The sequence below is a fragment of the Clostridium thermosuccinogenes genome (assembly GCF_002896855.1).
GTDB lineage: Bacteria > Bacillota > Clostridia > Acetivibrionales > DSM-5807 > Pseudoclostridium > Pseudoclostridium thermosuccinogenes.
The window spans coordinates 834,474-854,066 of the sequence record NZ_CP021850.1; the positions used below are offsets into that span (position 1 = coordinate 834,474).

Below are 19,593 nucleotides of genomic sequence, written 5' to 3' on the forward strand. Positions count from 1 at the left end.
GTCTTATGGTGAAAAAGAGAGTATTTCTTCTTGGCGGTATGACAGCTTTAATGCTGATGGCATTATCAGGATGTGTACCGGGGGACGGTACAAATACAGCTAATGATCCGGCAGGTTTTTTCTGGGGCATATGGCACGGGTGGATTGCTCCCATTTCCCTTATTTTAGGCTTGTTCGATAAAAATATCAGACTCTATGAAACGGCAAATTCAGGCTGGTGGTATGACTTCGGCTTCTATATTGCTGTTATCAGCGGATTTGGCGGATTGTCCCTGTTCCGCAAAAAGAATTCAGGTAAAATGGCAAGTAGTCATATATGCCGCGAGCTTGTTTGCGGTATATTGACTTGATTAAAAGTTTTTCATTCTTTGCTGAAATTCATGTCATTTATCAAATTTTGTGCTGCAATGTGAAGCCGGATATCCGGATAAAAAGCAAACCGTGAAATGGCAGGGTGGTCGAAATGGAATTTTTGGATTTTAAGGCATTGGGTGCCGATTGGATATGGAATGAAGGCACAGGTTCGTTAAACAGTTACGCTAAGTTTATCCATGAGTTTGAGGTGGAGGAAATTAAGGAAATCCGGCTTATGATATCGGCAGACACCGATTATGTGGTCTATGTGAACGGCCGGATGGCAGGCTATGGTCAGTATGATGATTATCCCTTTTATAAGGTTTATGATGAAATTGAAATCGGCTCGTTAGTGAAAAAAGGCAGAAACAGGCTGTGCATCCGTGGATATTACCAGGGGGTGGACAGCTTTCAATACTATAAAGCGGATGCCGGGATTATTTTTGCAGTCCTTTGCGGCCATCAGGTGCTGGCATCCAGCGGGGAAAATACATGGAGCAGCCCATGTCCGGCTTATGAAAGCGGCCCTATGGAGAATATATCCCCTCAGCTGTCCTTTACCTTCAAATATGATGCCTCAAGGGAGGATGACTGGCTGGATGAAAATTATAAGACAGGCAACTGGAGAAAAAGCGTAGTGGTTAACAAGAACAGCAAGCTCCATCCAAGGCCGGTAAAAAGGCTCATTACCGGGGAAAGGATACCTTCCAGGCTGTGCGCCCAGGGATTGTTTATGAGGGATAAAGAGGATGGGGATATCGGCCTTCTGATGCTGAGGGACTACCTCTCTGCCAGAAGAATAATGGAGATGTCCGACGGGAAGAAAGATGATATAGTGCTTTCCGGCTCAGAACCTCTATGCATAAAGCAGGACTTGACGGAAGGAAAAGGGGTATACCTGGTCTTTGACCTGGGAAGGGAAGAGGCAGGCCTGCTTGACATGGAGGTGGAGGCTCTTGAGGGCACTGTTTTCGAGATAGGGTATGGTGAGCATCTTGATGATCTCAGAGTGAGAAGCTATGTCGGTGCAAGAAATTTTGCCTGCCGGTATGTGAGCAAAGAAGGCAGGCAGAGCTTTACCCATTACTTCAAGAGACTGGGCTGCAGGTATGTGCAGCTAAATATCAGCAATATCAAAGGCGACATAAAGATATATTATGCAGGTGTTTTGCCGGTGAGATATCCCTTGACCTGTCAGCCTGTCAATATAAAGGACAAGCTGCATAAGAAGATATATGAGGTGGCTGTAAGGACTCTGGAGCTTTGCATGCACGAGCACTATGAGGATTGTCCCTGGCGGGAGCAGGCATTGTATGCCATGGATTCACGCAATCAGGCCTTATGTGGGTATTACTGCTTCAAGGAGCTGGACTTTCCTGAAAGCTGTATAAGATTGCTGGCTTTGGGCCTGCAGGAGGATGGACTGCTGGAATTGTGCGCCCCTGCCAGAGCTCCGATAACCATACCGTCTTTTACCTTCCTATGGGTCATGGAACTGTATGAGTTCTGGAAGCATAGCCATAGAACGGAATTTGTCAAGGAAATGTTCGAAACGGTGGAAAAGATATGCAGCTCTGCTTTGAAACGCATGGAGGGCGGGTTGATTCCATGCTACCGCGAGACCAGATACTGGAACTTTTATGAGTGGGCGGAAGGCATGGATGGTACGCCTATTCAAAGGACGGAAGCTCTGGAAAAAAGATTTGACGCTCCCCTCAACATGCTTCTGGTCATTTCCTTAGACAGCGCTGCACAACTGGCCGGAGCAATAGGTCAGCAACAGCTTTTCAGATACTGGTCGGAATGTGCGGATAAATTGAGAAAAGCTATCAGAAAGCATTTTTATGACCACCGGTCCGGCTTGTACTACACATATATAAAGGATGAGAAAGGCTACCATCTTTCTGAGTTGACCCAAGCCCTGGCTGTTTGCAGCGGATGTGCCCAAGGCGTGGAAGCCGATAGCTTGAGAAAGGTGCTGGCCGGTGAAAATAACGGTCTGGTTCGGATTACCCTAAGCTACAGGGCGTTTAAATATGATGCGCTGCTCATGGATATAGAAAGATACAGACAATGGGTTGTGGATGATATCGCTGAGATTTGGGGCAGCATGCTGTTCCGGGGAGCGACAAGCTTCTGGGAGACGGAAAAGGGAGCCGCAGATTTTGATAATGCCGGGAGCCTGTGCCACGGATGGTCTGCAATACCTGTATACTATTATCATAAGCTGGGCATTGCTGATGGGAAATGACGGACATTTTTCCTGGTGCTGCTTAAGCGGCGTAAGCGTTGAGCTTAAGCAGAAATAAAGGCATGGATATTTTAAAGAAAAGCTTAGAGCTCTATGTTAAAAATGATAATAATAGGCATGGAAAAAGCCGCCGTTTGGCGGCTTTAAAATTATACAAACAAACTGGAACCGGTTCCGCACCATTTCTCACGGAGTTTTGGTTTTTCAATCTTTCCGGTAGGATTGCGTGGAACCTTGTCAATGATGAACTTCCATGGCCTTTTATACTTGGGCAGAGCCTGGCAGAATTTTACAAGCGCCGATTCCGTCACTTCTTTTCCCGGCTTTGGCTCAACGATGGCCAAAGGCACTTCAATCAGGCGGTCATGGGGCATCCCTATAACAGCAGCATCCTTTACTCCGTCACAAGTCTGCAGAAAATCCTCGATTTCCACAGGGAAAATGTTCTCGCCGCCGGAAATGATCACATCCTTTTTGCGGTCAACCAGATATATAAATCCGTCTTCGTCCATGCGGGCCATATCTCCGGTGAAAAGCCATCCGTCTTTTAAAACCTTTTCGGTGGCTTCAGGATTTTTGTAATATCCTTTCATGACACCGGGGCCTTTCACACAAAGCTCACCCACCTCATTGCAGGCAACGGGGTTTCCTTCCGAATCCACTATCTTGACTTCCCAGTTGTATCCGGGGACTCCGATGGCTCCGACCTTGTGTATATTTTCAATTCCAAGATGCACACATCCGGGGCCGGTGGATTCGCTGAGACCATAATTTGTATCATACATCTGGTCGGGAAAATATTCCTTCCATCGTTTTATCAGGCTCGGAGGCACAGGTTGCGCTCCTATATGCATCAATCTCCACTGCTTGAGATTATAATCTTCCAGATTTACATCCTTGTTCTCTATTGCGCAAAGTATATCCTGGGCCCATGGGACCAAAAGCCATACTATGGTTGCCCTTTCCTCCGAAACTGCCTCAAGGATCCATTCCGGCTTTATGCCGCGCAGGATAACAGCCTTAGAACCGGTATAGAGGCTTCCAAACCAGTGCATTTTAGCTCCGGTATGGTATAGGGGCGGAATGCAAAGAAAATTGTCATCATGGGTTTGCTTATGATGCTGGCTTTCGGTAATGCAGGCCGAAACAAGGTTGGCGTGGGTCAGCATTATGGGCTTTGGAACACCTGTGGTGCCGGATGTAAAGTACAATGCCGCATCATCGTCATCGGAAATTGCTATATCCGGGGCATGGTCAGGGAAGCTGCTTATCATGCTGTAAAAGCTTTCTGCTTCCTTGGAAGGACAATCGCCTACAAATACCAGATCCCGGGTATATTCCAGACTGTCGGCGATCATATCTATTTTTTCCTGAAATTCCGGGCCATAGATAAGGAGTTTGGATTCGGAGGTATCCAGGCATTTTTTTATTTCATCGGCGGTGAACCTGAAATTCAAGGGAACAGCCAGCGCTCCGGTTTTCAATATGCCGAAATAAACCGGAAGCCATTCCAGGCAATTCATCATAAGCAGTGCCACCTTGTCACCCCTGCCGATACCTTTTGACAAAAGTGCATGAGCAAGCTTGTTGGACATGCTTTCAAATTCCAGCCACGTGATCTCCCTGCGGCTGCCGGACTCAGGTATGCGCTCTATCAAGCTTATCTCATCCGGGTACAAATGCGCGTTTCGTGAAAGCATTTGTGTAATGGGCATGAAAAAAGACCTCCATTCTACCATTCTGCATATATTTAATTGACATTTATATTTGAAACAATGCATTAAAACTTGTATCTACCATGCCATCCATACTGCTTGGATATAACTTTACACATAATCCATATTTGCCGGATTATTCCCTAAAGATATATTATTATATGTTCAATTGATGTGTCAACTATGAAATGGGTTTGCCGGGCTATCTCGGCATGTCCGCATAAGGCGAAAAAAAGAAGGCTTAAGCCTTCTTTCTTCCCGTCATAATATTCTTCATCATTGGGTAAATCATAATTGAATACCGCATCCACATCATCCACGTCTATACCCCGTGCTGCGACATCGGTTGCCACCAGGATATCTATTTTGCCTTTCCTGAACTTGTTCATAACCCTGTCCCGCTGCTCCTGTCTCATATCTCCATGAAGGGCTTCGGCGGAATATCCCCGGGTCTGAAGGCTTGAGGCCACTTCGTCTACGCGCTTTTTTGTATTGCAAAAAACCAGAGCCAAATTAATGTTATTCGCATCTATAAGCCGGGACAGCACTTCCAGCTTGGACGCTTCGCTTACTTCCAGGTAATACTGCTCAATGCTTGGCACCGTCAGCTCCTTATGGGTTGCTTTAACATACACAGGTTCCTTTTGGTACTTTTTGGTAAGCTCCAGTATCTCTTTTGGCATCGTGGCGGAGAAGAGCACGATCTGCTTCTCTTCCGGCACTTTTTCCAGGATGGTGTCTATATCTTCACGAAAGCCCATGTTCAACATTTCATCCGCCTCGTCAAGGATTACCATCTTTAATCCCGCAAGCTTGAGCGTTTTTCTTCGCAGGTGATCCATGATGCGCCCTGGGGTGCCTATTATGATCTGGGGCCTTTTCTTCAGGGCGTATATCTGGCGGTCGATGGGCTGACCTCCGTAAATAGCCAGTATGCCAATATTGCTTTTATATTTGGATACATGCTTTAATTCAAATGCTAAAACAAGTTATGGCAGCCGGCATTAAGGTGAAATATGTTCTGTTTGACAGTTGGTTCTCCTTTCTGGCTGCTATTATCAAGATTTGCAAAACGAACCTTAAAGTAATAGCTATGCTGAGGGGTACACCAAAGATTAACTATACATTCAATGATGAAAAGAAATCATTACGCGAGATATACCGAACTATCAGAAAACGTAGAGGAAGAGCAAAATGCCTGACGTCTGTCATGTTAGAACTGCACGATAAAGAAGGAAACCTTGTTCCAGCAAGAATTGTCTTTGCCTGTGACCGAAGAAATAGGAGCAAATGGCTTGCTCTAATTTTAACGGATATGGCTTTTACCGAGATAGAGATAATCAGGTTATATGATAAACACTAGGACATCAAGGTATTCTTTAAAATGTGCAAGTCATATCTAAAGCTTGCGAAGGAATTCTAAGGCCGTTTGTACGATATGATGGTTGCTCATACTACTATTGTTTTTCAAGGTACATTATATTAGTGGTCGAAAAACACAATAACACTAATTTGCGCACCATTGGTGCTTTGCTCTATTACTGCTTTGATGAGCTTGAGGATATCAAATTCCTTGAGGTACTGTAGCTCATAATAGAAGCTTTAAAATTGATTTACAGGAAAACTGTTCCTGACAAAGGGGACAATTAATGAGTTTCTAGACTACTTTGTATCTTCTTTGCCTGATTATATCAAGGCAAAGCTATCAGTTGCTTCCTGTTAAAGTTGATTAATATACTTATGATTTTAATTCATGGTGGTAATTAGTGAATAGTCTATCTAAATCATTTAGTATATTTCGGGTGAATGATGTGTACAGAAAGTTGTAGTGCTGCTCATACATTGCTTCATGCTTCTAAGGATAATGCTTCTATCTGCTGTCTTTAGCGCATTTGTTATCCAATGTATGAATTTTCAATAACTAGCAAACATATTCCTTTCTTTCTGTAAAATATATTCTGTCATTGATAGATTAAATAGGTCATGATGATTGTTTTCCAAAGGTTATAGGATACTATATCCTTTAGGTTCATATTATCATTTACTTTGTGTGTAAAAAAGTGTAAAATAGTTATAAAACAGTGTTGATAAAGGCCAGCTAACTAAAGTCAAGAGTTTAATAAATATTTTAAAAATTGTTGAAAACTCCTGACAGAGAAAAAAGCATTGCAACATGACACCCTGGTAAAGCAAACATAAAATAGATAGTCTAATAAAGAAATTTGATCTTTGAAAACTAAACATTAAGTATAGTATTTATTAAACGATTGTGTACTTCGCAACAAGCATTTGCGTATGTTCTTGTGGAGCACGTAGCTCATAGGGCTTTTTGTCCCTAAGTACAACAAAGATAATACAAACAAGCTTACATATAATAGCTCCCTAAGCTACTTTTTTATGCTTACTCTAGCATTTTTGCGATAGACTCCAGTAGCACAGGGTTTGAAAGCTGTATTATTCCGAATGGTTCGATTATTAGCAGAGCTACTGTGAAAAGTACCTTGCGAAGAAGCCTTGAGACTATCCTGGACATTTTATTAGGTGTCCCTGTAAGCTCTCTGGACTGTATTACATATGGATCAATACCGAAACAAGCAACCAGCTTACCTGGCTTTAAAAACGCAGAAAAGTGCCAACCTTAGCCAGAATGGTAGTAACAGAGAGAAGTCTAATACTTGGAATGCTTTGTAAGAGTTCAAGCATCAATGCCATCATAGGTAAATCCTTTGCAATATTTTCATAAACTAATACACGAATGTCCTTTAGAACTCTCTCAAGGTTTTAAGCATAGAAGTATACACACCAAGTATGGTAATATTTGATTAATACTAAATGCTTAGAGAAGTGATCTCTTTAGCCTTGGTGATTGGAAGTTCATACTTACTAATTGCCTATTATGGGACTTTTCATGAATCAGTGTAATCAGCCTGTTCCTGTTAGCCTTAAGATATGAACAGGTGTAGGGCGTTCTTCAAAGATAGCTATAGCTACCTTTGAGAATATATTAGAGAATTTATCTTTCTTAAAGTTGAGAATGAATTGGTCAACTATGCCTGTAAATCTTTTTTGTATGCAGTAAGCTCATCATTAAGCTTATAGTAGTGGAGGCATGGGCAAATATCCTAATCGAGGATTTTTGTAGATTTAAGCTCCTGAAATCTGTATAGCATGGCAATTCTCCGGGCATCAACTTTGTCAATTTTCACTTTCCTTATTCCAATATTTTTGATAAAATCAGCTTAGATGGGGTTTATGAAAGAGACCCCAAATCAAAACTTACAGAGTAAATGGAAAAGGATTTTGTGATAGTGCTCGGTGGATTCCATAACCATGAAATACTTTGAAGCAAAGTCTTTTTTCGTTTTTTTAGTAATTCAACGATACTTTCAACACCAGTATTGGATCATTATGGATCTTTATGCGGGCAATCACTTCATTGGATGGAGAAAGAATTACCATCTTCCTGGCGATTTTACTTACATCGATTCCTGCAATAGGTCTGAAATTCATTAAGGGCCTCCTTTACAAGATTAATGGACTTAAAAGCCTTCATTCTCCCTATGTAAGCAAACAGCCTTGCAAGTGACACGAAGAACCAGCAAATCATGTAGATTTACTGGAATGAATAAATATTCTTTCACATGGGGTAATTGGCCAGATAAAGTTCGTCCCAGGAGATGATACACACACCATTAAAGTACGGATGATATTATACATGATTGTCAAGGTTCAAGCTAACTGATGCTAGCATAATGGCTAAGGTGTAAAGCTGGATAATGTGCTTAATGTTTATATATGGTATTAAATATGAATTGTTATGTTAATTATAATTTTTATGGGTCGAACAGTGACTTAGGTTACTGATATAATACAATATTAATTATACAAGGAGGTGAATAAGTTGTATGAATTGGTTGGTTTAGCAGCGCCTTGGTGGGTAAGTGCTTGGCCTCTCTTAAACTTAATTCTACTAATTATTTTTTTATTAATAATAACAGGTTGTTCAATTGTATTTATAAAATTTGCACGACTAGGAATAAGAGTATTTAATGATTATTTGGAAAAAAATAAAAGGTGAATATTTTTCAACAACAAAGATTATTGGGGCTGCTTCAAAATAAGGTAATTTTTTTGGGCGGCTCTCTTTTTTACTTAAGATTGAAATATTTCATCCGAATTATACTTTTAAATAAAAACTATAAGACTAAAAGCTGTCTTGATAAATTTGAGTATGACAATAGACCGATTGAGGCGGGGGTGTGAACGATATTTTAGACAGCTCAAACTGCTAATCCAAGACTTCGTCGGTACTCCAATGGACTCATATTTCCAAGTGATATTTTAATTCTAGTTTCATTATACCATACAAGATACTCATTAAGGATTCCTATAAATTGTGTTAATGCTACTCTAAAATTGTACCACATGCCGGCAAAAAATAGGCCACCTTAATCAAATTTCCTGTATGATTTTGTTGAGCAGGCACTATCGTATAGGAGGAAAGGATATGATTAAGATGACACAATTAGAGGATATCAGAAAAATGTACTTTATGGAAGACCTAAGTATCAGGGAAATAAGCCGAAGGACAGGAATACACAGGGACACAATATCAAAATATATTTCGCTGGAAGAATCAAAACCGCCTAATACAGGTTGACAAAGGAGAGAAATCATCCGGTATTGGAGCCATATATACCACTGATTAAGCATATAATAGAAGACAATAAAACCAGGCACCGTAAGCAAACGCCATACAGGAACCAAAATATTTGAAATACTCAAAAAAGAGGGTTTCACAGGCGGATACAATACTGTAATGGACTACCTGAGAAAGGAATACAAAAAACCAAGAGAGGCTTTTCTACCGCTGGAATTTGAATTGGGAGCCTATGCAGAAGTAGACTGGACAGAAGCATATTTCTATCTTAAGGGCAAGGAGACCAAAGCACATGCATTCGTAATGAAGTTAAGAGGCTCAGGTGTTTTCTATGTAAGAGCATATCCTTTTGGGAAACAGGAGGCTTTCTTTGATGGGCATATCAAATGCTTTGAGTTTATGAACAGAGTACCGTACAAGATAGCATACGATAATCTGAAGACAGCAGTAAAGAAAATACTCGTAGGAAGCAACAGAGAAGAACAAGAGCAATTCATCGCCTTACGTACGCATTACCTTTTTGAACCACTTTTTGTCGTCCGGCAAAAGGGAATAATAAAGGTGGTGTAGAGAATGCAGGTAAAGAGGCTGTCCGAAAATTTTTTGTTCCCTACCCTGATGTTGATTCTTTTGAAGAACTGAATGTATATCTGCATAACGAATGTGTAAAGCTTCTTGAAGCAATCCGAAATGGGAAGCAGAAAAGGCTGTATTGAGGCCATTACCGGCAGTAAAGTTTGATGGCTGGCACCCCAATTAGTAATTCTTGATGAATTAAGCTATGTACCTTTTAGCAAAATAGGAGCTGAACTGCTCTTCCAGTTTGTTCCTCCCGATATGGGAGAGGCAGCCTGATCATATCAACAAATCTGGAATTTCCAAAATGGACGGAGGTGTTAGGAGATGAACAAATGACAGCCGTTTTGCTTGACCGATTAACCCATAATGCACACATACTGAACATAAACGGGGAAAGTTACAGGTTTAAGTAAGTTTTTTCTAGACAGGCATAGGTAGATTAATTTTTCTAATGTCTTCGTGGCCTAATTTTGAACAGTAACTGGCCCAAATTTTGATTGACATTAACAAAATTGTTCTATAATTACACCTGACCTGCCCAATTACGATTGTAAAACATTTCATTTTTCAATCTTCCAAAAAATCTTTCACAAGCTGAATTATCTGGTGAACATCCTTTCTTTGACATGGATCTGCGTAGGCCTGCATTTTCCATTCTAGATATCCAGCCCGGCCATCGATAATGGCAATCTTGATCTGTATGGATGATTGGATGTTCATTATTATTAAGGGTACTTATTGCATCATCCAACATACTGTTGACTAGTAGAGCATCCGGTGTTGTGCTTATTCTCCATGCAGGAAGCATTCCGTTAAAACAATCTACTATAGGTGACAGATATACCTTTCCGGCTGGAATCTGGTATTCATAAGTCCAGCAGCTCCTTTCAGGATATACTTTTTCCGCCACGTATAGATACTGGCTCTGCTATATCCAATTTCTTCTGATACTAATTGTACATTCACGCCCATTTCAAAGCAACGCTTAATTGCTTCAAGCTTAAGTTCAAGAGGTGGATGTCTAGGATGTTCAGAGTATTGTTATATTTTTTTCTGGGAGCTTTTCTGCTTGGAAGGGAATTACGCTCGGCAATCCAATCTTACAGTCTTTTTCGAGTTGGATATCCCAATTTCTGAATAACCTTACTTACAGATTTACATTGGTCATAAAGTTGCAAAGCCTTTTTTCGCTGATTTTTGAATATACGTATTGTTACTCCTTCCCGAATCTCAATAGTGTCCAACTTTATGTCTGCATCCCCTAAAGTATAATATTTTTCGCAAACTCATAAAAGTCCAATAAAAAAAGACATGGACGTAACCGTTTGGTAGAATTAAGTTGCTACACAAAAAACCAACCAAAGGAGGTTACGAACCATGTCAGATAAAATTATACAACTAAATGAAGGTGTAATAAAGCAGGAATTAAAAGATTTAGTTCGCAGTAGTGTTGAGGAAACTCTTAATCAGTTATTGGAGCAAGAGGCGGCAGAACTAACTAAAGCAGAACGCTATGAGCGCACTTCGGAAAGGCAGGGCTATAGATCCGGTCACTATGAAAGAAATCTGACCACAACCTCGGGAAATGCAAGGCTAAAGATGCCTAAATTAAAAGGGATAGCCTTTGAAACAGCAATAATTGAACGATACCGTCGGAGTGAAAGTTCAGTGGAAGAAGCTCTAATAGAAATGTACTTGGCGGGTGTATCGGTACGGCGAGTCGAGGATATTACCGAAGCCCTTTGGGGGACAAGAGTCTCTCCTGGCACTATCAGTGAACTAAACAAGAAAGTATATGTACATATTGATGCATGGCGTAATAGACCACTGAAAAATAGATATCCGTATGTCTACCTGGATGGAATCTATTTAAAACGCAACTGGGGTGGCGAATATGAGAATGTATCCATTCTCATAGCAATGGCGGTAAACGAAGAAGGCTACAGAGAAGTCATTGGTGCCGCTGAAGGAATGAAAGAAGATAAAGCAAGCTGGCTAGCCTTTTTGCAGAGTTTAAAGGAGCGAGGACTAACTGGAGTCCAGCTATTCATAGGAGATAAGTGTATAGGACTTCCAGAGGCAATTAATGAGGTTTATCCCGATGCAAAGTATCAGCGCTGCACAGTACACTTCTATCGAAATGTTTTTACAGTTACACCGCGGTCCAAAGTGAAAGACGTAGCAGCAATGCTGAAGGCAATACATGCTCAAGAGAATAAAGAAGCAGCAAGGCAAAAAGCCCAGATGGTAGTTTCAGAAGCTAAGGGAAATGAAACTAAAAAAAGCAGCAGACAAAATAGAAAAAGTCATTGAGGAAACGCTGACCTACATGGAATTCCTCTATGCCCATTGGCCTAAAATAAGAAGTAATAATGTAATCGAACGGCTTAACCGTGAGATCAAGCGCAAGACAAAGGTAGTTGGTACTTTTCCTGATGGGAATTCAGCCTTAATGTTGGTCTGTGCACGGTTACGACATGTTGCAAGTAAGGATTGGAGAACCAAGCGTTACATGAGCATGAAACTCCTTGAGGAAATAGATCCTGAGAATTCTCAATTAACTGTCGGCTAACAAATATCTACCAAGAGGAAAATGATTTTGCGAAAAAATCTAGATGGTACCAATTTTTGGTATGTCTCATTGTAGCAGTACTGATTTTACAAACGTATTCTACCTTACTTGGAGGGTACTTTATGTTTTTACATAAAAAAGGAGCTATCTAAAAGTATATTTTGAAATAGCTCCGATTAACTTTTTTATTTACAAATTGCCTCTAGAGAGAAAATAGGTTCAAAATATAGCATTATTAATTCATGGCACTGGTGTGTGTTTTGTCAACTAGAAATGCATCAAAATGACAAGAAAAATGCAGCACCCAAGCAATCCAATTTTGTTAATATAAGGTATGAATTTTTATCGTACTTTCATCAAGGAGTTCTCTAAACGATTACTTGAACCTTCAAATACAATTAAGTGGCTGTGATGAATAATTCTATCAATGATTGCGCTTGTTAGCTTTTCATCGTAGAAAATACTGTTCCATTTACTGAATTCTAAATTAGTAGTAATAATTAGACTTTTGCGTTCGTAACAGTCTGATATAACCTGAAATAAAAGTTGCGCTCCCTCTTTTTCAAATGGAATGAAACCCCATTCATCGCAAATAATCAAATCTGCCTTATTCAATTGCTTCATAAAACGTTTAAGGCTTCCTTCAGCTTTGGCATCCAATAGTTGATTAACAAGTGAAGATGTGCGGAAAAACCTTACCCTTTTCCCACGGTTACAGGCTTCCACACCCATTGCCGTAGCCAGGTGAGTTTTCCCAAGCCCAACAGATCCATAGAGAATCAGGTTTTCCTTTTTGTCAACGAAAGAAGCTGTTTTAATAGCTTCTACATCGATAGTATTGGGTATACTCATCTTTTCAAACCGAAAGTCTCCAAAGGTTTTCAAGACATCAAATTGCGCTTGCTTCAGCAGGGCATTTTTACGATTGAGTTCTCTGGCCTCTATTTCCATAGCCAAAAGCTTAGCAAGAAATTCCTCATGGGTCTCGGCCTCAATCTGCGAATAATTCTTGGCAATTCTTGAGCCAAGTTTTAGAGTGTTACAGTAGGCAGCAATTAGTTCATGCATGAGGAAGCCCCCTCTCAAGCAGGTCGTCGTAGATTGAGTTATTCACCTCATATGACAGACAAGGGATTTCATCTTTCACAACAATATCAGGTATGGGAGCATTTGCGAAGACCATACTGTAATAACGGGCCCATATACTATCCAAGTCTTGTATACCTTTTTGAACACAGTAGTTAAAAGCATCCACTGCTGTTTCAAGCTCACTGTTAGCAACCATCTTCTTCAGCATTCTTAGGGTAGCTTTCTTTTGCTCGTAATCACAGCCAGAAAGGTACTCCTGCAATGTTTGGGGCAACTGCTGAAAAAAGCCGGTATATTTTATGGCATTTGGTCTGTTACTCATCAGTACCAGATAGGGTTCCCATTTCATAGATTCTTTTTGTTTTCCATATAATCGGTTATGCCATTGAACAACCTGATACTGATCATCAAGAATCCAGACATTGAAAGCATTGGCTTTCACAAAAAGCTCCCTTTGAGCATGCTCAGGACTGGCAGAGTATTTTCTGTTTTCAAAGTTCACTTTCCCGTATTTATCGGACTTCACTTTCTCAAGACGGTAGATCTCATACTCAGCTTTTGGCAAAGGTTTCATTGCTTTCTTATCCTGTTCAAACAGAGTTTTAATGAGGATATCTTTTAAGTAGTGCTTACGATGCATATCTTCATCACATTCGATCAGCAGGTTCTTATTAAATTCTTGAAGGTCTTTGAATTCCGGCACCGGAACCAGCATATTTCTTCTTGAATAGCCTACCTTGTTTTCCACATGCCCTTTTTCATGCCCACTGTCGGGATTGCAGAAATTACTCTCAAAACCATAATGCAGTCGAAATCTGTTGAATGCGTCTGTAACTTCCCTCTCACCGTTAGTCAATATCTTCTTTACAACAGCCTTATCGTTATCAAACCATATACAGGTGGGAACTCGTCCCATGTGATTGAATATATTTTGCATACCCTGGAGCAGGCATTCAATGTTGGTTCCCTTATAGGCCTGTATGTAACCGCCATTGCTGTATGGGAAAGACATGGCCACATAGCAGCCTTCATATCGAATCCCGTTTTCCACAAATTCTGCCATTCCAAAGTCTAACTGCGCCTCCCCGGCAGGATGATAAAGCGGGATATAGCTTTCATTGCTTCCATATAGTTTTCGTTTCTTTTCTGCTACATATCTGGCAACAGTTCGATATGATACAGTAAATTCATCTTTGTATAACTTACTAAGCCGATTATATATTCTTTTGGCTGTATGTCTCTGTTTCCTTGGTGCCTTTAAATCGGCTTCCAGCCATTCATCAATAGTTTTTGCAAATGAGTCAAGTACACTTTTGCTGTTCTTTTTTCTGGTTAATGGTTTTGACCAATCATCCTTATCCACATATTTCTGGACAGTTCTGAAGTTAAAACCGGTTATTCTTGAAATTTCTCGTAAGGATAAGCCTTTCTTATCCGATAAATCTTTGATATACTTAATATCAGCCATTGTTAGCATCCTTTCCGTACCCCCTTAGCATTGACAACTAAAGGGTACTATTTTTAATTGGGTGCTGGCAATGTTTTTTTCTTCTATCAAAATCATGAATAGCTAAATATGCCTGCCGTTGACGATAGAAATCAACCGCAGTGAAAGTTGTATTAATATTTACTGTAAAATATTCTCAAATTTGTTTGGCAAGCTGCTGCACTTTTACGTGGCAACTTGCTGTACTTTTATTTTACAATACACACACTGGTGTGAAATATGCATCCCAATACCAAGAGTCTGGAGTTGAACTTATTAAGACTACACCTATACCAGGAACTACTATATAAGTATCCCAAGTTCCTGTACATTCAGCATGTATGCCTTTACCACCGCCTAAAACATATCCCGATGCCGAAGTTTGAGTCCAGCCAACAAGTGGGTGTATACCAGATAAGTAAGAAGATGCACCAGTAACGCTTAAGAAGTAGTTATTTTGCGGATAATCAGGATAATGTTTGAAAGTATAATATGCAGTTAAGTTTAGATAATAATCAAATCCAATATATGCACTATTAGTATATGATCCATTCACAGTAACTGGATTGGCAGCTAATGGAGTTATGATGTCACTTTCATTAGAAATAATTGAAGATTCTGAAGTAATTTCATTTAATGAAAAATTATTTTTAATAGCAGTACTAATCGAAGTAGCTATTTGCTTTCCTTCTAAAATCAGTTTTTCTATATCTGCAGTTGTATTAGCTGTTACTGTTTCGACATTATCAGGTAAGTCACTTATATCGATCATTTTCAAATCATATTTTTGAATTAAAGCTCTTATCTGATCTTTTTCATTTTGATCTAAATCACTATTATCAATAACTTGATTCAATCCATCTAGAGAATAGTAATTTTTTTCTATGATTTCTGATGCGAAACTAGTAATGTTGATTGAAAAAATGAATATGCAAGACAGTATAACTGAAACTATCTTCTTAGATTTAGACATATAACATTCATTCCTTTCATCTTTTTTATTTTTATAATGATATTTTACTGATACTTATATTTTACACATTCCAGTATTGCCTTTGAGTAGTGTTTGATGTATGATAATTACATAGGGTTCTTGATATCCTTTTATATATTTCTAACGGACCAAGATATTAGGATATTGAGAGCCTTTTCTTTTAACAGGTGCTCTTATATATTGCATGCTTGTCCACTCCTTTCATTATTTTTTATTATAAATAAAGATTCAACATTAAATGTTGTGGATGATGGTAGCATCACCCAGTCAACATAATGCATGTTTGTAATAAATTGATATATTTACCACGGAGTTGGAAACACAAGTTTTCCTGTGATTCCGAAGAACTCCTATGTAACACAGGTTATCAAATTAGGGATAAATCAGGTAATCCAACAGATTACACTATCCCCACTGCACCTTGACATCTAAATATTTAGGAACATTCAAACTCGAGTTTGACCCTTAGATTGAAGTTGCTGTCATTCCGGTATCCATAGCCTCTTCGTTTTATGTTCTTCACCTTATGGTTGTTACCCTCGGTGAGACCGTTGGATATCCGGTAATCGTAGTAGTTAAGGATGTATGGCAACCAGTTGTCCAAAGTCTTGCAGAAAGTTTCAAGTTCCGGAATACCATACTCTGCAGCAAGGTCCTTGAAATATGCAATAAATGCAATTGTCTCTTGTTTAGTTTCAAGATTAAAAAACTCCCTGAACTCTTCTTTGAGGTAATGCAACTGCTCAATTACAGGATACTTATTACAAGCCAGAATCAACAGCAGGGCCTCTTCTCTCTTTAGGTCTTCTACATGTTTTAGAAGAGCCCAGCGGATCTTGAATACCTCATCCTTGTTGCCATGTTTCCGGATATGATTTTGAATGTGTTTCCTTGCATCATCCACGCACTTATGAAAGTTTTGTGCCAGGTGGAAGCGGTCAACTACAGGTTTGGCATTGGGGAAACAGTCAAGGATAGATTGGCAGTAACTGCGACTCATATCCATGGATACTGCTTCAATCTTAGCCCTTACCTCTTCAGGCCATCCCTTGAGATAAGTGACGACATCTTCCTTCTTTCTACCGGTGAATAAAGCAACAATATTGCCTGTTTCCTGGTTATATACTACAGTATTGTAGTTGTGGCCTTTCTTTCGGGCGATGTCATCAATGCCCAAAAGTCTTAAGGATTCAGGTTCTCTGGCTTCCAGCAACGAGTCGGCATGGTGGTTATATATCCTTTGGCACTTGCACTCACTGATATCAGCGATCTCTGAAGCATTCTTTATTGTGTTTTTATGAGAGAGCGTGAAAACATACTTCTCAAAGGGTATGGTCTGCCGCTGATACTTGCGTAGAAAGTCAAACTGCTCATCGAAGGGATGCTCCATGTCACAGGAACATATGAATCTTCTTTTCTGTAGTACGATTTCCGTGGGCATTCCCCAGATAGGCAAGTGTTTTATAGTCTGCCAGCGACTGTCATGAATCTCTTGAGTTAGTCTCTTACACCTGGGACATATGGCAAAGCTATATGAGGATGTTGCAAACACCTGAAATATGCCATTATTTACATTGGTAGAGATTATCTCTATCCCTTGCAAACCAATCATGTTTTTTATAAAATCATAGTTGGTTTTCAAAATCCGATCACCACCTTGTTTTGATTTGTAGCATATTTCAGAATAAACGGTGCATCGGATTTTTTGTACCCTTTTTACCAGCACTTTGCCAAGGTACTTTATGGAATTGTCAATGTGCTACAAAATTCAGCGTTGAATCTAAATAAATAATCAAATTCCAATTGCTACAATTTGCTTATTGTCCAATTAACAGATTTTAGCTATACAAGATTTGGTAATAATAAAATCCAGTAATTGATTATAATATATATCAATATTTGGTTCGAATATTTGTTCTTATAGCTATTGTACATTAATTTGTATTATATGTCAATTCGTTCCATGTTAAACTTATCGCACATTCTTTACAGTGTTTAACAAATAGAAACATTGCTGTCATATATATCTAATTTAACAATCTCATTGACAACTTCCATATAGGAAGGAATATCCATATAGGTAAGAAGAGTTAGGTAAGAAGAGTGTCGCATCCTATTGCTATTCATATTGTATCGGAAACTCAACGAAATATATAAAGATTCCATCAGGTAATGCTGCTTATAAATTATGTTCAGAAAGAATATATAAGTCAGATGGACAACTTCATGAAGATCTGAATTTTTTGTATGCTATAGGTATAATAGTTTTTGGTGGTAAATCTCGCTTAGCAATCCAGTCATACAACCTTGTTCGAGTTGGATAACCTAAATACTGAATTATCATACTTACAAATTTATATTAGTTATAAAGCTGTAATGTAAGCGTCAAAGAAAAACTCACATAGTGTAACAGTTGCGAATGCAGTACAATCACTATGAATACGGTTGAAAAAGTTGAAAAAGTAAGCAAACTTTTTCAACCAGAAACGGAGTGATTGTATGGATACACAAAAAGTAACATCAGAGTACCGATTGTCTCAATGGGCGCAAGTGATACAAGCCCGGCTTGACAGTGGGCAAAGTGTCAAAGACTTTTGCCTGGCGAATGGGATAAGCAGAAATTCATATTTTTACTGGCAGAAGAAGTTGCGGGAGGCGGCTTGTAAAGAGCTTTCAAAGACGGAAGAACCCAGGAATATTGTGCCGAGCGGATGGATGCAGCTTACACCGAAACAGGCGCAACACACGAAAGAATCGTTAAACATTGAAATCAACGGCTGTCATATCACTGTGAATGATGATACGGATCCTGAACTGCTGAAAAAAGTCTGCCGGGTGCTGAGAACGCTATGATAAGATGGAATGACAAACCTGTATATCTTTGCTGCGGATTCACGGATATGAGGAAATCCATAAATGGTCTGATGACGCTTGTGCAGGAGAGTTTCTCCCTTGACCCGTTTGCGGACGCATTGTTTGTGTTCTGTAACCGAAACCGGAACAGGCTTAAAATCCTCGAATGGGACGGAGACGGGTTCTGGCTGTACTTTAAGCGTCTGGAGCGTGGGCGTTTTCGCTGGCCATCAGATGGGAACTCCACCACAATGATTCTGGATGTGGATGAATTAACCTGTCTGATTGACGGTGCCAGGCTGGAAAAAAAGCTTGGACGGAAGGAAGTCTTCGAACGGCAAATTTCATAAAAAACAATATAAAAATACTATTCTAAATGTGCCGAAATGCTGGATTTTATGGTAATATTATCATATGAGTACACAAGAAATTTCCGCAGAAAAACTGCTTAGCATAATTGAAGAAAAGGACCGCAGGATTGCTGAACTAGAGCAACAAGTTCAATGGTTCATGGCGCAAATCCGTCTTGCGAAGCATAATCAATTTGGCGCATCAAGCGAGCAAACCAACGCCCTCCAAATGAGCCTTTTTAACGAAGCGGAAGCGACCGCTGATTTGACAGCATCTGAGCCATTATTGACAAAGGTGAAGACGCATTACCGAAAGAGGACCCGCCTGACGACAGACAAGTTGCCGGAGGATCTGCCTGTCGAAGTAATTGAGCACGAGTTGCCGGAAACTGAGCGTGTTTGTCCGGACTGTGGCGGCGAGTTGCATACAATGGGCAGGGAAACCCGTGAGGAACTAAAGATTATTCCTGCAAAAGCGGTGATTGTACGGCATGTACGGCATGTTTATTCGTGCCGGAATTGCGAGGAGACTTCCGAACACACACCCATTGTGAAGGCGGACATGCCTGAACCTGTCATAAAAGGCGGATTTGCTTCTCCGGAAACGATTGCCCATATTGCGTCACAGAAGTTTATGATGGCATCGCCATTATACCGGCAGGAGCAAGAATGGAAGTAAAATGGCATCCT

General features: G+C 39.9%; 13 protein-coding genes and 7 pseudogenes. 10 read left to right on the plus strand and 10 right to left on the minus strand.

Annotated features, from left to right (window positions below):
- Positions 1–5 precede the first annotated feature (5 nt).
- Positions 6–350, plus strand: coding sequence for a hypothetical protein (locus CDO33_RS03725; RefSeq protein ID WP_192875000.1), 345 nt, complete (start codon positions 6–8; stop codon positions 348–350).
- Positions 351–463: 113 nt separating this feature from the next.
- Positions 464–2,605 (plus strand): family 78 glycoside hydrolase catalytic domain, encoded by a 2,142-nt coding sequence (locus CDO33_RS03730; protein ID WP_103080840.1) that lies wholly within the window; start codon positions 464–466, stop codon positions 2,603–2,605.
- Between the two features lie 149 nt (positions 2,606–2,754).
- On the opposite strand, the gene CDO33_RS03735 is transcribed toward CDO33_RS03730, so the two are convergent.
- Together CDO33_RS03735 and CDO33_RS03740 are read right to left on the minus strand one after the other, a co-directional pair.
- Complete coding sequence (locus CDO33_RS03735; RefSeq protein WP_103080841.1) at positions 2,755–4,320, minus strand: class I adenylate-forming enzyme family protein; 1,566 nt, start codon at positions 4,318–4,320, stop codon at positions 2,755–2,757.
- Positions 4,321–4,583: 263 nt separating this feature from the next.
- Positions 4,584–5,294: pseudogene (locus CDO33_RS03740) on the minus strand (DEAD/DEAH box helicase); the annotation flags it as partial.
- Between the two features lie 2 nt (positions 5,295–5,296).
- Here CDO33_RS03740 and CDO33_RS21735 point away from each other — a divergent pair.
- Positions 5,297–5,683 (plus strand): hypothetical protein, encoded by a 387-nt coding sequence (locus CDO33_RS21735; RefSeq protein WP_103080842.1) that lies wholly within the window; start codon positions 5,297–5,299, stop codon positions 5,681–5,683.
- 896 nt (positions 5,684–6,579) lie between these two features.
- On the opposite strand, the pseudogene CDO33_RS03750 reads toward CDO33_RS21735, so the two are convergent.
- Positions 6,580–7,830, minus strand: a pseudogene (locus CDO33_RS03750) (IS110 family transposase).
- Positions 7,831–8,221: 391 nt separating this feature from the next.
- Here CDO33_RS03750 and CDO33_RS20740 point away from each other — a divergent pair.
- On the plus strand, positions 8,222–8,398 hold the full coding sequence (locus CDO33_RS20740) for a hypothetical protein (protein ID WP_161496458.1): 177 nt from the start codon (positions 8,222–8,224) through the stop codon (positions 8,396–8,398).
- Between the two features lie 202 nt (positions 8,399–8,600).
- Here CDO33_RS20740 and CDO33_RS03755 read toward each other — a convergent pair.
- Positions 8,601–8,714: pseudogene (locus CDO33_RS03755) on the minus strand (IS3 family transposase); the annotation flags it as partial.
- 113 nt (positions 8,715–8,827) lie between these two features.
- On the opposite strand from CDO33_RS03755, the pseudogene istA (CDO33_RS03760) reads away from it, so the two are divergent.
- Positions 8,828–9,725, plus strand: a pseudogene (istA, locus tag CDO33_RS03760) (IS21 family transposase); the annotation flags it as partial.
- Positions 9,722–9,972 (plus strand): annotated as a pseudogene (locus tag CDO33_RS03765) (ATP-binding protein); the annotation flags it as partial. The pseudogenes istA (CDO33_RS03760) and CDO33_RS03765, both read left to right, overlap by 4 nt.
- A 125-nt stretch (positions 9,973–10,097) precedes the next feature.
- On the opposite strand, the pseudogene CDO33_RS03770 reads toward CDO33_RS03765, so the two are convergent.
- Positions 10,098–10,427: pseudogene (locus tag CDO33_RS03770) on the minus strand (transposase); the annotation flags it as partial.
- Positions 10,385–10,531: a helix-turn-helix domain-containing protein gene (locus CDO33_RS21195; protein WP_242973862.1), complete on the minus strand. Its 147-nt coding sequence runs from the start codon at positions 10,529–10,531 to the stop codon at positions 10,385–10,387. The pseudogene CDO33_RS03770 and the gene CDO33_RS21195, both read right to left, overlap by 43 nt.
- Positions 10,532–10,936: 405 nt before the next feature.
- Here CDO33_RS21195 and CDO33_RS03780 point away from each other — a divergent pair.
- Positions 10,937–12,131: pseudogene (locus tag CDO33_RS03780) on the plus strand (IS256 family transposase).
- A gap of 342 nt (positions 12,132–12,473) precedes the next feature.
- On the opposite strand, the gene istB reads toward CDO33_RS03780, so the two are convergent.
- From istB to CDO33_RS03800, 4 genes are all read right to left on the minus strand, one after another.
- Positions 12,474–13,199, minus strand: coding sequence for an IS21-like element helper ATPase IstB (gene istB, locus CDO33_RS03785; protein ID WP_103083303.1), 726 nt, complete (start codon positions 13,197–13,199; stop codon positions 12,474–12,476).
- The gene (istA, locus tag CDO33_RS03790) at positions 13,192–14,697 is read right to left on the minus strand and encodes an IS21 family transposase (protein ID WP_103083304.1); all 1,506 of its coding nucleotides are present in this window, start codon (positions 14,695–14,697) and stop codon (positions 13,192–13,194) included. The genes istB and istA (CDO33_RS03790) overlap by 8 nt, the downstream gene beginning before the upstream one ends.
- Positions 14,698–14,920: 223 nt before the next feature.
- Positions 14,921–15,679, minus strand: a complete 759-nt coding sequence (locus CDO33_RS03795) for a hypothetical protein (protein ID WP_103082522.1) — start codon at positions 15,677–15,679, stop codon at positions 14,921–14,923.
- 457 nt (positions 15,680–16,136) lie between these two features.
- On the minus strand, positions 16,137–17,342 hold the full coding sequence (locus tag CDO33_RS03800) for an ISL3 family transposase (protein WP_103082521.1): 1,206 nt from the start codon (positions 17,340–17,342) through the stop codon (positions 16,137–16,139).
- A gap of 857 nt (positions 17,343–18,199) precedes the next feature.
- Here CDO33_RS03800 and tnpA point away from each other — a divergent pair.
- From tnpA to CDO33_RS21200, 3 genes are all read left to right on the plus strand, one after another.
- Positions 18,200–18,553 carry an IS66 family insertion sequence element accessory protein TnpA gene (gene tnpA / locus CDO33_RS03805; protein ID WP_103082520.1) on the plus strand — a complete coding sequence of 118 codons (354 nt, stop codon included), beginning with the start codon at positions 18,200–18,202 and terminating at the stop codon, positions 18,551–18,553.
- Positions 18,550–18,903, plus strand: a complete 354-nt coding sequence (gene tnpB, locus CDO33_RS03810) for an IS66 family insertion sequence element accessory protein TnpB (RefSeq protein WP_103082519.1) — start codon at positions 18,550–18,552, stop codon at positions 18,901–18,903. The genes tnpA and tnpB overlap by 4 nt, the downstream gene beginning before the upstream one ends.
- 64 nt (positions 18,904–18,967) lie before the next feature.
- Positions 18,968–19,582, plus strand: coding sequence for an IS66 family transposase zinc-finger binding domain-containing protein (locus CDO33_RS21200; RefSeq protein WP_242974841.1), 615 nt, complete (start codon positions 18,968–18,970; stop codon positions 19,580–19,582).
- Positions 19,583–19,593 lie beyond the last annotated feature (11 nt).